General features: G+C 50.3%; 11 protein-coding genes. 9 read left to right on the forward strand and 2 right to left on the reverse strand.

What is annotated here, in order from left to right; translation table 11 throughout:
• Positions 1–119: 119 nt before the first annotated feature.
• Entirely contained in the window at positions 120–341 is a 222-nt protein-coding gene (locus K3G39_RS12135) for a hypothetical protein (protein ID WP_220626443.1), read from the reverse strand.
• A gap of 306 nt (positions 342–647) precedes the next feature.
• Here K3G39_RS12135 and K3G39_RS12140 point away from each other — a divergent pair, with 306 nt between their 5' ends.
• The 7 genes from K3G39_RS12140 (at position 648) to K3G39_RS12170 (ending at position 9,550) form a co-directional block, all read left to right on the forward strand.
• Positions 648–1,121, forward strand: a complete 474-nt coding sequence (locus tag K3G39_RS12140) for a hypothetical protein (protein ID WP_220626444.1) — start codon at positions 648–650, stop codon at positions 1,119–1,121.
• Positions 1,111–1,311, forward strand: coding sequence for a helix-turn-helix transcriptional regulator (locus K3G39_RS12145; RefSeq protein WP_304610123.1), 201 nt, complete (start codon positions 1,111–1,113; stop codon positions 1,309–1,311). Before K3G39_RS12140 ends, K3G39_RS12145 begins: the two co-directional genes overlap by 11 nt.
• Before the next feature lie 133 nt (positions 1,312–1,444).
• The gene (carB, locus tag K3G39_RS12150) at positions 1,445–4,258 is read left to right on the forward strand and encodes a carbamoyl-phosphate synthase large subunit (RefSeq protein ID WP_220626445.1); all 2,814 of its coding nucleotides are present in this window, start codon (positions 1,445–1,447) and stop codon (positions 4,256–4,258) included.
• Between the two features lie 725 nt (positions 4,259–4,983).
• Positions 4,984–5,256: a DUF4834 family protein gene (locus tag K3G39_RS12155; protein WP_220626446.1), complete on the forward strand. Its 273-nt coding sequence runs from the start codon at positions 4,984–4,986 to the stop codon at positions 5,254–5,256.
• Between the two features lie 206 nt (positions 5,257–5,462).
• Complete coding sequence (locus tag K3G39_RS12160; RefSeq protein ID WP_220626447.1) at positions 5,463–7,907, forward strand: YfhO family protein; 2,445 nt, start codon at positions 5,463–5,465, stop codon at positions 7,905–7,907.
• A 45-nt stretch (positions 7,908–7,952) separates the two neighbouring features.
• Positions 7,953–8,852, forward strand: a complete 900-nt coding sequence (locus tag K3G39_RS12165) for a 1-aminocyclopropane-1-carboxylate deaminase/D-cysteine desulfhydrase (protein ID WP_220626448.1) — start codon at positions 7,953–7,955, stop codon at positions 8,850–8,852.
• Positions 8,853–8,920: 68 nt separating this feature from the next.
• The gene (locus K3G39_RS12170) at positions 8,921–9,550 is read left to right on the forward strand and encodes a DUF4230 domain-containing protein (protein ID WP_220626449.1); all 630 of its coding nucleotides are present in this window, start codon (positions 8,921–8,923) and stop codon (positions 9,548–9,550) included.
• 333 nt (positions 9,551–9,883) lie between these two features.
• Here K3G39_RS12170 and K3G39_RS12175 read toward each other — a convergent pair whose 3' ends face one another.
• A complete protein-coding gene (locus tag K3G39_RS12175; RefSeq protein WP_220626450.1) occupies positions 9,884–10,366 on the reverse strand; it encodes a regulatory protein RecX in 483 nt (160 codons plus the stop codon).
• 253 nt (positions 10,367–10,619) lie between these two features.
• Between K3G39_RS12175 and K3G39_RS12180 the strand changes: the two genes are divergently transcribed.
• Positions 10,620–11,501 (forward strand): DMT family transporter, encoded by an 882-nt coding sequence (locus K3G39_RS12180; protein WP_220626451.1) that lies wholly within the window; start codon positions 10,620–10,622, stop codon positions 11,499–11,501.
• 188 nt (positions 11,502–11,689) lie between these two features.
• Positions 11,690–14,275, forward strand: coding sequence for a DUF5686 and carboxypeptidase regulatory-like domain-containing protein (locus K3G39_RS12185; RefSeq protein ID WP_220626452.1), 2,586 nt, complete (start codon positions 11,690–11,692; stop codon positions 14,273–14,275).
• The last annotated feature ends 60 nt before the right edge of the window (positions 14,276–14,335 follow it).

Consider the following 14,335-nt stretch of genomic DNA (forward strand, 5'->3'; position numbering starts at 1 on the left):
ATAATTGTATCTGTTGCTTCTGGTTTTGATGTCTTCTACTGCTTCAATAGGAAAGGAAAAAGCCGCAAAATAACAGCAGGAGATGCTGGCATTTTGCGGCTTCTATGGTAAATAACTTCTTATTTCGTTCTTAAATTATTAGCGTTACTGCCGTCCAGTTTGCGGGTGTCTTCCTCTTTTTTGGCTGCGACATTGCCTCCTTCTTCTACGCCTTCCGGCTCAGCGTCTATAATGTCGCGCTCTTCTTTTTTGACACCTTCAAGTGGCTCCGGGTTTTCGTCAGGCAGACGCTCGCTTTCATCGGAGTTGGTTATGATATCGTCTTCGCGTGGTGTTTCCATGGTTGTATAGGTTAGATTATACCTTGTGTACGTATCGGGCGTGCAAGGTTTGTGTATACCGTGTGTTAGCGTATCGTGTTGCTTCATTTCTATGGTATTATTCAATAAATGCACCGCAGTCAATGCGTCAGGTATACAGCATAGGTATGGGCCATAACAACCTTATCAGCCACCAAGAATCTCTTTTTTGCGCCTTGTTTAGAACGCTTATCGGAGAGAATATTATTCAGGTATGTAAAAAAGTATTGGCTTTATGTAAAATATATTTTACTTTTAGTAAATAGAATCGTACATATAATAAAAACTATGAAAGAGATGTTGCCACAAGTAAAACTGCTGCCACACAGGTATAAGCGCTATGGTATTTTAGTGCTCATTGTCGGTATACCCCTCATGATGCTGCTAACCCTCGCGCTCATTGGGCTAGGTATAGTGACAGACACAAAAACTTTTTTCACAGAATGGAATAACCCAATGGTTTATTACCCTATCATTATCGGACTGGCGCTGCTTAATTTCTCACAAGAAAAGGAAGAAGATGAAATGGTGCGGCATCTGCGCTACCAGGCGTTTATGAACGGTGTTTTCTACCTGATAATCGGTATCCTGATGCTTCCTTTATTTTACAACGCATTTAGGCTACTGCGAGGCGCGACTATTGAGATGCCTGATATCGGCGGAATGTTAGGGGCGCTTATGCTGCTGCTTATTTATACCTATGGCTCTTTCAGGTATAAGCTACACCAAACCCGAAAAGCCCTCGAAGCTGATGCGGAATAACATTAAGGTAGAGCGGGCTAAAAAAGATATGACGCAGGAGCAGCTGGCTGAAGCCCTGGGCGTCACCCGGCAGACCATCAATGCCATCGAGAAAAATAAATACCTGCCTTCCACCTTGCTCGCCCTTAAAATGTCGAACCTGTTTGGCCTGACCGTAAATGAGCTTTTTGTGCTCGAGGAGGGCGATTAACACGCTGCAACAGGTTTTGGTACAGGTATAGCAAGCAGCCTGTGTTATAAAAAGATGCTGATCGGGTGTATTTTTCGTTTGTGAGCACGAACATTTTGCGGTAACTTTGGGCAATTTATACCTACCCAAGCAAATGCCTAAAGACACCAGTATTAAATCCGTTCTGATTATTGGTTCTGGCCCCATCGTTATTGGCCAGGCCTGCGAGTTTGACTATTCCGGTTCGCAAGCGGCACGCTCCCTTCGTGAAGAAGGCATCGAAGTGACGCTCATCAACTCAAACCCCGCCACTATCATGACCGATAGTGTAACAGCGGATAATGTGTACCTCAAGCCACTTGAGAAGAAGTACATCATTGAGATTCTGGAGAAACATAAGATCGACGCCGTGCTGCCTACCATGGGCGGACAAACAGCCCTGAACCTGGCTATCGAGTGCGATAAGGCCGGTATCTGGGAAAAATACGGCGTTCGCATCATCGGGGTGGACATTAAAGCCATCGAAACCACCGAAGACCGCGAGCAGTTCCGTTTGAAAATGCTCGAGCTCGGGGTAAATGTTTGCAAAGGAGAAACAGCTACCTCGTTCCTAGAAGGAAAAGAGATAGCGCAGGAAATCGGTTTTCCACTCGTTATTCGCCCTTCGTTTACCCTTGGAGGTACGGGGGGCGGTTTTGTTAATACCCCTGAGGAGTTCGACGCAGCCCTGACCCGCGGCCTGCACGCTTCGCCTACACACGAGGTGCTGGTGGAGCAGAGCATCATGGGTTGGAAAGAGTACGAACTGGAGCTGCTCCGCGATAACATTGGCAACGTCATCATCATCTGTTCTATCGAGAACTTCGACCCGATGGGCGTGCACACCGGCGACTCCATTACCGTAGCGCCAGCCATGACCCTCCCGGATACCATTTACCAGCAAATGCGCGATCTGGCCATCAAAATGATGAACGGCATCGGGCAGTTTGCCGGCGGCTGTAACGTGCAGTTCTCGGTGAACCCGGAAGACGATACCATCATCGCCATCGAGATCAACCCACGCGTTTCCCGCTCTTCGGCACTGGCCTCTAAAGCCACTGGTTACCCAATCGCGAAGATTGCCGCCAAGCTGGCCATCGGTTACAATCTTGATGAATTGAAAAACGCCATCACCAAGACCACTTCAGCTTATTTCGAGCCGGCGCTGGACTATGTGATTGTAAAAATACCACGCTGGAACTTTGACAAGTTTAAAGGCGCTAACCGCACGCTGGGTCTTCAGATGAAGTCTGTGGGCGAGGTAATGGGCATCGGCCGAACCTTCCAGGAGGCGCTGCAGAAAGCCTGCCAGAGCCTCGAGATCAAGCGCAACGGCCTTGGTGCCGATGGTAAGGAAATGACGGACTACAACGAGTTGGTCTACAACCTGAAGAACCCAAGTTGGAACCGTTTGTTTTGCATCAAAGATGCCATGCGCATCGGTATACCTACCAGCACCATCCAGAACCTGACCAAGATTGACCCGTGGTTCTTGTCGCAGATCGAAGAAATCGACATGCTGGAGAAGGAGATGGAGAAATATACTTTAGCAACCCTGCCAGGCGAACTGCTGCGTGAAGCGAAAGTGAAAGGTTACGCTGACCGCCAGATCGCACACATTCTGCGCTGTCTTGAAAGCGAGGTGCATGCCGTGCGTATGGAGCTGGGTATACAGCGTGTTTACAAAATGGTGGATACCTGCGCCGCTGAGTTTGAAGCCATAACGCCATACTTCTACAGCACCTTCGACGGTGAAAACGAAAGCGTAGTAACAGACAAGAAGAAGATCGTGGTGCTTGGTTCCGGTCCTAACCGCATCGGCCAAGGTATAGAGTTCGACTACAGCTGCGTGCACGGGGTGCTGGCGGCCAAGGAGTGCGGCTACGAAACTATTATGATTAACTGTAACCCGGAAACGGTTTCGACGGACTTCGACATTGCTGACAAGCTGTACTTCGAGCCTGTATTCTGGGAGCACATCTACGACATCATCCTGCACGAAAAGCCGGAAGGTGTAATCGTTCAATTGGGCGGACAAACAGCTCTGAAACTGGCCGAGAAACTGGACCGCTACGGTATTAAGGTAATCGGTACGAGCTACAAAGCCCTGGATTTGGCTGAAGACCGCGGTTCGTTCTCTTCAATGCTGCGCGACCTTGGGATACCATACCCTCCGTTCGGCGTGATCGAGACAGCTGAAGAGGCACTGGAGCAGTGCAAAACGTTGAAGTTCCCGCTGCTGGTGCGCCCGAGCTACGTACTCGGTGGCCAGAGCATGAAGATCGTGATCAACGAGAAAGAACTCGAAGCCCACGTAATTGACCTGCTCAAAGACCACCCGGGCAACCAGGTATTGCTCGATCACTTCCTCGACCATGCCATAGAGGCAGAGGCCGACGCAATCAGCGACGGCGAGGACGTGCACATCTGCGGTATTATGGAGCACATCGAGCCGGCCGGTATCCACTCCGGCGACTCTTATGCAGTATTGCCTCCGTTCGACCTAAGCGAAAACGTGATCAAAAAGATCGAAGACTATACCAAGCGCATCGCACTGGCACTGGATACGGTAGGTATCATCAACATACAGTTTGCCGTGAAAAATGAAGAGGTATACGTGATTGAGGCGAACCCGCGTGCGTCGCGTACCATACCTTTCATTGCAAAGGCCTACCGCGAGCCATACATCAACTATGCGACGAAGATTATGCTGGGCGAGAAGAAGGTGAAGGACTTCAATTTCAATCCGCACAAGGAAGGTTACGCTATCAAAGTGCCGGTATTCTCTCACAGCAAGTTCCCGGAAGTGAACAAGGAGCTCGGCCCTGAAATGAAGTCTACAGGTGAGGCGATCTACTTTATCGACAATCTGCAGGACGATTACTTTGTGAAGGTATATTCCGAGCGCAATCTATACCTGAGCGTTTAGTGGCTGCCTAAGAATTTGTAAAAACCCTCTTCTGAAAAGGAGAGGGTTTTTGTTTTTAGTGGTATAGTAGAAGTGTGTTTTCGATAACCTCTGGCTATAGCGGTGGCTTTTGCAGGTATAGCGTCCTATGTTGTTTTATAGCTTCGCCTGTGCGGCTGGCACCTATTTTTTTTCTTGACAAAAAAATCGAGGGCCCCTACCCCCAGTAGGCAAAAAAGTCAAGACCCTCCAAATCGAGGCCCCCTACCCCCACTCGCTGAACGCTCTTGACAGGGGGACCCCTTCACCCCCAACAGTGGAGCGTCATTTAGGTGCACTTGGCAAAGCTATATCTTCGTAGTTTCTGTACAAGGATGTCTTGCTATACCTGCCAGTGGTGCATGACTTTTACAATAGTGCCTATACCCGTAAAGTATTAACAGCAGAAATCCTCCTCTTGAGAGAGGCAGGTTAATTATGCATGGAAATCCTGAAAATCCTTATTCAGACAATTTAAAGGCGACCACAATCCTCTCTATAACTCACATCCCGAGAGTATTTAGGACGAGAGCAAGGTGTATCCACTCATATTCCCATTTTCAAGCCGATTCCAAAATCATTATCTTTGCATGAGCCCCGCCGAAATGGCAGGCAAAAACTTTTTGGCAGGGGAATTGTATCTGAACAGGTACTGTTTTTGTTAACAAGTAGCTGGCCATATGCTGGCTATACCTTAACCGACTATCATGATCAAATTCATATTTGTTACCCTACTCGTTATCTTTTTCATCCGAATGGTAGCCCCATTCCTGTTTCGCTGGCTACTGGCTTTCTTTGTGAAGAAGAGTCTGCGCAACGGCACTTTCTTCTATTCTAACATGAATCAGCCACGTCCTGAACCGCAAACAAATAGCAATGGCAGGCGACAGGGTGATGTCAAGATCGACTATGTGCCGGAGCAGCCTGACCGCAAGGATTTCAATGGCGGCCAGTACGTCGATTATGAAGAAATAAAATAAAAAGCCTATCTTTCAGCTCTATTCAAAGAGCATATTTAAATTTCGTTTTTGCAAGCGAAAGATGGTCAGAATGGGTTCTGACGCAATGTTTTTAGAGTTGCATAGCAGCGCTATGTGACGAGAAAAGCATAATGTCAGGTTCAGTTATGAGCAGTTTGCAGCGTAAAGGATGAATTTTAAACATGCTCTAAGGTTTCTTGAAAGATATGACAGCTTCTATTGACTTTAAGCGCGATGTGCTTCCGCATATCATCGCGATCCTGATTTTCCTTGCTCTTACCGCCGTTTACTTTGCCCCAGTCCTGTTTGAGGGCAAGGCGATGGCGCAGCATGACATTCTCCAGTTTAAGGGCGGCGCCAAAGAGATACAAGACTACCGCGAGGCCACCGGCGAAGAAACCCTCTGGACCAACTCCATGTTCAGCGGCATGCCTTCGTACCTGATCAACACTCGTTATTCCGGGGACTTATCGGGCTACATCCATAGCATTCTGACCTTCAATATGCCGGCTATGGCGGGCAATATCTTTATTACGCTGCTCTGCGCCTACATTTTGCTGGTGACGTTGCGGCTCAACACCTGGGTATCCATTATCGGTGCCATTGCCATTGCCTTCACGTCCTATAACTTCATCATTCTGGAGGCGGGCCACAATACCAAGTCACTCACCATTGCCTACATCCCACTAGTAGTGGCTGGCATGTTCTATGCCCTGAGGCGGAACGTCTGGATAGGGGCAGCCATTTTTTCATTGGCACTCACGCTCAACCTGCACTTCAACCACCTCCAGATGACCTATTACATGCTCCTGATGGTGCTGGTTTGGATGGTAGTAGAGCTGATCTATGCCATCAAGGAGGGAAGAATTGCCGACCTGATCAAGCGCGGGCTGGTACTAGGTATAGCGGCTGTGCTGGCGGTGGGCGTGAACTTCGGCAGACTCTATACCGTGGCCGAGTACAGCCAGCACAGTATACGCGGCAAGTCCGAGCTGAGTGTGGCCAACAGCGGCGACAAAACCTCCAGCGGCCTTGACCGCGACTATGCTTTCAACTGGAGCTACGGTGTGGGCGAAACCATGACATTGCTTATACCTGACTTCTATGGTGGAAGCAGTAGTAACACCCGCCTTGACAAGGACTCCCAAAGCTACCAGGCGCTACTGGGTCTGGGGATGCCATCGGTGCAGGCAGAGCAGGCGCTCGAGCAGGGCTTGCCAACTTACTGGGGGCCGCAGCCCATGACGAGCGGTCCGGTATACGTAGGGGCGATTGTCGTCTTCCTTTTCGTATTGGGCCTTTTCATCGTCCATAAACCTACCCGCATCTGGCTTCTGGGCGCTACTATCCTGTCGATTGTGCTGGCCTGGGGCAAGAATTTTGAGGTTTTCAACTACTTCATGTTCGACTACTTTCCGGGCTACAACAAGTTCAGGGCGGTTTCATCGGCACTAATTATTGCGCAGATCACGATGCCGCTACTAGGTATTCTGGCGCTTTACAAAGTCATCCGCGATCGCCATCTGATCAAAGATCTGGACAGAAAACTGATGATCTCAGCAGGTATAACCGCCGGTGTCTGCTTGCTGGTATGGCTGTTTGCCGGATCAGCCAGCTTCGTAGGTGCCGTGGATGCGCAGTTGCAGCAGTCTTACTTCCCGCTCGACGCCATTCGTGCCGACCGCGAAAGCATGATGCGCTCCGATGCCCTACGGGCATTTGTCTTTATTGCGCTGGCCTTCGGACTGCTATACCTGTATCTGAAAAATAAGCTGTCGGCCACTATGGCGATGGCAGGTATAGGTTTGCTGATACTCGTGGACCTGTGGAGCGTGAACAAGCGCTACCTCAACGACGGCGACTTTGAGAAACGTGTGGTGGAGAAGCACTTCCAGCCGACCAAAGCCGACCAGATGATCCTGCAGGACAAAGACCCGCACTACCGTGTGCTATACCTGCCAAACCCGTTTAACGATGCCCGTACTTCGTACTTCCATAAGTCGGTAGGTGGTTACCATGGTGCCAAGTTGCGCCGCTACCAGGATGTAATAGACCGCCACATCGCCCAAAATAACCTGGAGGTGCTGCGCATGCTCAATACCCGCTACGTGATCACAGGCGACCAACAGCAGCCGGTGCAGCGCGTGCCGGGCGCACTGGGCAATGCCTGGTTTGTGAGCGAGGTGAAAACGGTGAATAATCCGGATGAAGAAATTGAAGCACTGAACGGACTGGACGCCAGTACGACCGCTGTGATGGACGTGTCGAAGTTCAAGACTTCTGCCTCCAGCTACAATACCGAGGGCTCTACCATCGAGTTGACTGACTATAAGCCAAACGCCCTGACCTATGCGGTGAATGCAGCGCAGGCTGGTCTGGCAGTGTTCTCTGAGATATATTATGAAGATGGCTGGCAAGCCTACCTGGACGGGCAACCGGTGGACCACATACGAGTAAACTACATCCTGCGGGCCATGGAAGTGCCGGCCGGAAAACACACCATCGAGTTCAAGTTTGAGCCGAGTTCTTATACCTTAGGTAATACCATCTCATTGATCTCGTCTATTTTGCTGCTCATAGTTATAGGTGGTGCTATTTTTTACGGGATGCGCCGCAAGCCTGAGGAAGTAGAAAAAGAAGTGATCGTATAAATTGAGGCTCCGGTTTTGTAAATCGGGGCCTTTGTTTTAAGCCACATGGAAGCACCGCTGCAACAACTGCACAGTCCGCTTTGGGAGGAGCAAGGTATAGCGCTTTGGGTAAAGCGGGAGGATCTGTTGCATCCTACCATCTCGGGCAATAAGTGGCGCAAAATCAAGTACAACCTGCAGGAGGCAAAGCAGTTGCAACACGACATGCTACTGACTTTTGGCGGGGCCTACTCCAATCATATCGCGGCAGTAGCGGCGGCAGGGCAGGAATTTGGTTTCAAGACCATTGGCATCCTCAGGGGAGAGGAGCACCTGCCGCTCAATCCCACACTCACGTTTGCCACTTCGGCAGGTATGGAACTGCACTACCTTTCTCGTGAAGCTTATCGGCAAAAGTCTGACCCCGTATACCTGACACAACTGTCCGACCAGTTTAGAAATCCTTACATTATACCTGAAGGCGGCACCAATGCCCTGGCCGTGAAAGGCTGCACTGAAATTGTGGCAGACATCCCCATCGACTACGACTACATCTGCTGCGCCAGCGGCACGGGCGGCACTCTGGCCGGGATCATCGCCGGACTTGAGGGCAAAAGGCAGGTGGTAGGCTTTCCGGCTTTGAAGGGTGGAGAATTCCTAAAGGAGGAAATCGAGCAACTGATCGACAGATATAACGGGCACTACTACGATAACTGGCAACTGATCACAGATTATCATTTCGGTGGCTATGCTAAGGTAAAACCGGAATTGCTGGACTTTATGCGCAGCTTTCAGCAGGAGCACCAGCTGCCGCTGGAGCCTGTTTATACCGGCAAGATGTTTTATGGCCTGGTTGATCTGATCCGGAAAGGCTACTTCCCGAAAGGCAGTCGCATTGTGGCGGTGCATACCGGCGGACTGCAGGGCAATGCCGGTTTTCAGGAAAGGCTGGGTATAGCCCTGTAACTGATTTGAACTTTAGCACCATAATTGCTGTGTAGACCGTAGTTATCACAACCGACAAAAAGCTGCTCATGCCCCTTATCCGATCTTTGTTCCGCCTGCTGCCCTTCATCCTGCTGCTCGTAGTGGGCTGGTACGTCTGGCGACAAGTGAAAGACACCTTTGGCCCCGATGAGAAACAACCTGAAGTCATCGTGAATCACAACACCATCCTAACCACTGTAGAAGAGCTCGGGAAGATGGAATTGGTGCGCTATAATTTTAAAGACGTAGTGGAGTACGAGAAAAATGTATCGCGCTGGGTGCCCAATTCCAAGGTGGTGCTGATCGTGACGGGAGAGGCCGTCGGCTGTATCGACTTTACCAAACTGACCGAACAGGACATCCTTTTCCAGGGGGATTCGCTGGTGCAGATCAGTTTACCGGAACCCGAACTTTGCTATTACAAGATAGATCATAGCAAGTCCAAAGTTTTTTCAAAGGAGAACACCTATTTCCAGGATGCCGATCTGGTGCAGGAAAGCTACCGCTACGCTGAATCCAATGTAAAAGAAGCTGCCATCAACTCCGGCATCCTGCGCCAGACGCAGGTAAATGCGGAGAAGGTGCTGAAGCCAATTTTAGAGGAAATAACCGGCCGTAAAGTCGTGCTGGTGCCACAGCGACGTATCCAGAACCCGGAAATGCCAGGGAAGAGGTGATTTGATTTTTCGATTGTTAAGGCGTTAAATGTCAGAGCCAGTGTTAATTATTTTGGAGAGCAATTTCGCTTGTAGTGACAGGTCGCAATCTACCCGCACGTGCACCTGACGACAGAGCAGGAAATTTGAAAGGCAGTAAGCTCCATCATTTGAATCCTTCAATTCTGTAAATTCTTGGGGTAGGGAGCCTATCTACAGATTCAGCCAATTACACCGTCCACGATTCGGGAAGGTACTGACCTATCATTACAGATAGGCAGTGTGTATGCCTGACCATGTCGGCATCTACCCTCCCAACACGACGTTACGCTGTAACATCGCTAATTTCAATTCCTAACCTTCCAAATTCTTCAGCGCATCCTGCACCAAATCATTTTCATAGCCTTTGCTGACGAGGTAATAAGTGAGTTTCTGGCGGCGGGCGAAGGGGTTCTTTTCTTTTTCGGTGGCGTTTTTCTTCTCAAGAAGCTGTAGCAGGTTTTGCTCATATACCTCGTAATCAATTTCCTTTAGGCCCTGCTTGATGCAGTAGTCCGAGATGCCTTTGGCCTTGAGGCCTTGTGTGATCTTGCGGCGCCCCCATTTCTTGAGACCGTACTTACCCCGCACATAGGCCTGTGCGTAGCGCTCCTCATCCAGCATTTTCTCCTGACCCAGCCGGACAATAATTTCCTCTACATCGTCAGGTTCCAGGCCATAGGTATAGAGTTTGGTGCGCACCTCCTGCTGCGTACGTTCCTGGTAAGCACAGTAAGCGGCCGCCTTAATCAGGGCCTCTTTCGGGGTATAGGTTTTCTGTTTCTTCTGTCGTTCCAAATCGTTCGTTTTGCTCCTGTTTAAAACACGCGCAGGTGCCAAAGAGTTGCGGGAAAAGTTGAATGCTTACTCAAAGATAAGCTTTCTCGGAGTTAATTTTTAACGGTGCCGTAGTTGTGGTTCTGTCAGGTATAGCAACAAGCACCTTCGTATAGGCTCAAATCAGACATACTCAATCTGATTCTGACAATTAAATCACACAACTAAACCTTATTCCGCTCACCTTTGTAAAGCCAATCTATAATGCTGGTTTATGTTTTCAAAAGGAGTCAGGTACATGCTGATGTCGACGCTGTTTTTTTCGCTCATGAACGTGTGCGTGAAAATGGTGCCGCATATACCTGCCATCGAGGTGATTTTGTTCCGATCGGTAGTGTCGTTAGTGATGAGTTATGTGGTACTGCGCAGTAAGCGGGTGAGGGTATGGGGGACCAACTACGGCCTCCTGATTGCCCGTGGTGCGGCCGGGGCTATAGCGCTGATGCTGTTCTTTAATACACTGCAGAATATACCGCTGGCCACGGCGGCTACCCTGCAGTACCTTTCCCCTATCTTCACCACGATCATGGGCATTTTTATTGTGAAAGAGAAGGTAAAGCCCTGGCAGTGGGTATTCTTTGCCGTATCTTTTGCCGGCATCCTGATCATCGAAGGGCTTGACGCCAGTGCCGATTCCTTCTATGTGTGGCTGGGGGTGCTGAGTGCTGTTTTCTCCGGGCTGGCATACAACTTCATTCGGCGCCTCAACATACGGGAGCATCCGTTGGTGATCGTGTTTTACTTTCCGCTGGTGGCCCTGCCGATCTCGGGCATCTACTCCATTTTCAACTGGGTGCAGCCCGAAGGATGGGACTGGGGCATCCTGCTGATGGTGGGTGTACTGACCCAGCTCGGGCAGTACTACATGACCATGTCGTATCAGGCAGAGGAAATCTCCAAAGTCGCCAATCTCAATTACATCGGCATTATCTACGCGCTTTCGCTAGGCTTTATTTTGTTTGATGAGCATTTCGAGCTGGCAACTTATGTAGGTATGGGGCTCGTGTTGGTGGGAGTGGTGCTGAACGTGCGCTACAAAAATCGCCTGTCGCGGCGAGAGATTGAGGCTCACGAAACGAAGCTGCCGAAGGTATAGCGGAGGTTAAGGCTTCGGCACACGCTGCCTGGACTTCTGCAAGATGACAATGAGGCATGGCAATGTAAAACCTATACCAGCAAAGTGCTTAGCGGGCTTAAATTCTAAAAAAGCTAAACACGATGGGCGGGTTTTGTCGTTAGTTCTTAAATTGTAAAGCCTTACATTCAAGACAAGAGTCTACTTACATGCGCCCTGTTTTCTTACTTTTCCTGCTATACCTGTTGCCGGCCATTACCTTGGCGGGAACACTGCGTGGGCGCATCACCGACGAGAACAACCAGGGCTTACCTTTCGCTAGCATCTACATCAAAGAAACTTCCAGTGGTACTGCTTCCAACGACCAGGGCAATTACCAACTGCAACTCCCGGCCGGCACCTATACCTTAGAATTTAAGTATGTCGGGTATAGAGCCCGCATCGAAACCGTGACCGTAGGCGACGGCGCGCAGGAACTGAACGTGCAGTTGTTGCCGGAGGTGCTTAACTTGAAAGAAGTGGTGGTGAAAGCGGCCGATGAAGACCCGGCTTACGGCATCATGCGCAACGCCATCCGGCTCCGCAAATACCATCGCGACGAAGTGAATGCCTGGAGCGCCCGGGTATACATGAAAGGCTTGGCTCGCATGGACAAAGTGCCCGGTAAGGTGCTCGGCGTGCGGGTAGTGGATGTGGATACGGGCATCGTATACCTGTCGGAGTCGGTGTCGGAGCTGCATTTTAAGAAGCCCAATAAGGTGAACGAGCGGGTGATCTCCTCTAAAGTGAGCGGCAAGAAACAGGGCTTCAGCTTTAACCAGGCTTCGGAGATGAACATCAGCTTTTATGATAATTTGCTCAAAGTACAAGGGCTGAGTGAGCGGGGTTTTGTGTCACCGCTGGCCAACAATGCACTTTTCTTTTACCGCTTCGAGTACCAGGGTACATTCGAGGAAAACGGGCGCACCATCAACAAGATCAAAGTCATCCCGAGGCGGAAGAACGATCCTGTGTTTCAGGGAAGCATTTATATTGTAGACGGTACCTGGCGCATTCACAGCACTGACCTCACGCTCACCAAAAATGCAGGTATAGATTTTGTCGATTTTATCCGGGTGCGGCAGGTATACGCGCCGGTGCAGGACCATGTCTGGATGCCGGTATCACAGCGCTTTACGTTCGAGGCCTCGGGGCTTGGCTTTAAAGGCGGAGGCTATGCTACAGGCGTGTACTCCAGGTATAAGGTGCAGCCCGCTTACAGCCGTCCGCCTACGGTGGTGGAGCCGGAGCCGGAGGTGGTGGAAGATGCCATGGCAGTGGAAGTAAAGCCTGCGCGACGACAGCGTGCCCGGGTGATCGAACCGAAAGAGGCCACACCCGAAGAGCAGCCTGCCATACACGACGAAAAACTCTTCAGCCGCGAAGTGCTGGTTGTGGAGAAAGAAGCAAACACCCGCGACTCGGCTTATTGGGCCGAGATCCGGCCGGTACCGCTCACCGAGGAAGAACAAATCGACTACCAGCGTAAAGACAGTCTGGAGGTCATCCGCGAGTCAAGGGTATACAAAGATTCCGTGGACCGCATCCGCAACAAGCCGACCTTTGGCAGCTTTTTTACGCGCGGCTATACCTACAGCAACACCTACGAACGTCGCACCTTCCGGATAGATCCGTTGCTGAGTCTGACGGGCGGATCGAGTGTACTGCAATACAATACCGTAGAGGGTGTGGTGGCGAACGTGGGCATGGAGTACCGGCAGAATTTTGAGGACCGCCGCTATTACGAGATAGAGCCGACCATCCGTTACGGATTCGCCAATGAGAAACTTAACGCCAAACTGCGTCTGAGCTATACCTATAATCCTATCAAACGGAGTTCGGTTTCGGTAGAAGGTGGCCGCTTCGTGGACCAGATCAACTCCACTAACCCGATCTCGCCATTTGCCAACACGGTTTATACCTTGCTGATGCAGCGCAATTACCTCAAACTCTACCAGCGCGACTACGCCCGGATAAACTACCGCTCCGAAATTTTGAACGGCGTCACCATCCTGACCTCGCTTGATTATTCGCACCGCATGCCGCTGGAGAATTCTACTGGCTATACTTTCCGGGAAAGCAGCAGCGGTGACTTTATGTCCAACGTGCCTGAAAATGCAGAACTGGCCGATGCATCTTTCGAGCCGAATCAAGCACTGACAGCTGCTTTTACGGTGGCTTTCCGGCCGGGCATGAACTACATCTCCCGACCCGACCGCAAGATCAATATCGGCTCGCGCTGGCCTACTTTTTCGCTGGGCTATCGGGGAGGTCTAAAAGCGCTGGGGGGCGATGTGAGGTATACCACCTTGGCGTTGCGCATTTCCGACGACTTCAGTCTGGGCCTGCTGGGCAGCAGTGAGTACAGCTTTACGGGAGGCACTTTCTGGGGCAAAGAGAATATGCAGCTGATGGATTATCGCCATTTTAACGGCAACCGCACCATTTTCGCGGGCGTGTACACCGGCTTCCAACTCCTCGACTACTACAGGTATAGCACCAGCAACCGTTACTTCGAAGGGCACTACGAGCACCACTTCAATGGTTTCCTGTTCAATAAAATACCGCTCTTCCGCAAGCTCAAGTGGCAGGAGGTGGTGAGTCTGCACTACCTTAACACACGCGAATCAGAAAACTACCTGGAGCTGGGCTTAGGTATAGAGCACATCTTCAAAGTACTGCGTGTCGATTTTTTTACTTCGTTTCAGGAGCGGCAGAAAGTGCATTCCGGTGTGCGGTTTGGTTTTGGATTTTAAGGTATAGCGCTGGTATAAAAGCTGTTTTATAACCAAACACACAAATTGGCCGTTAAAAAA

Source organism: Pontibacter sp. HSC-14F20, from assembly GCF_019599265.1.
In the GTDB taxonomy this organism is placed as follows: Bacteria; Bacteroidota; Bacteroidia; order Cytophagales; family Hymenobacteraceae; genus Pontibacter.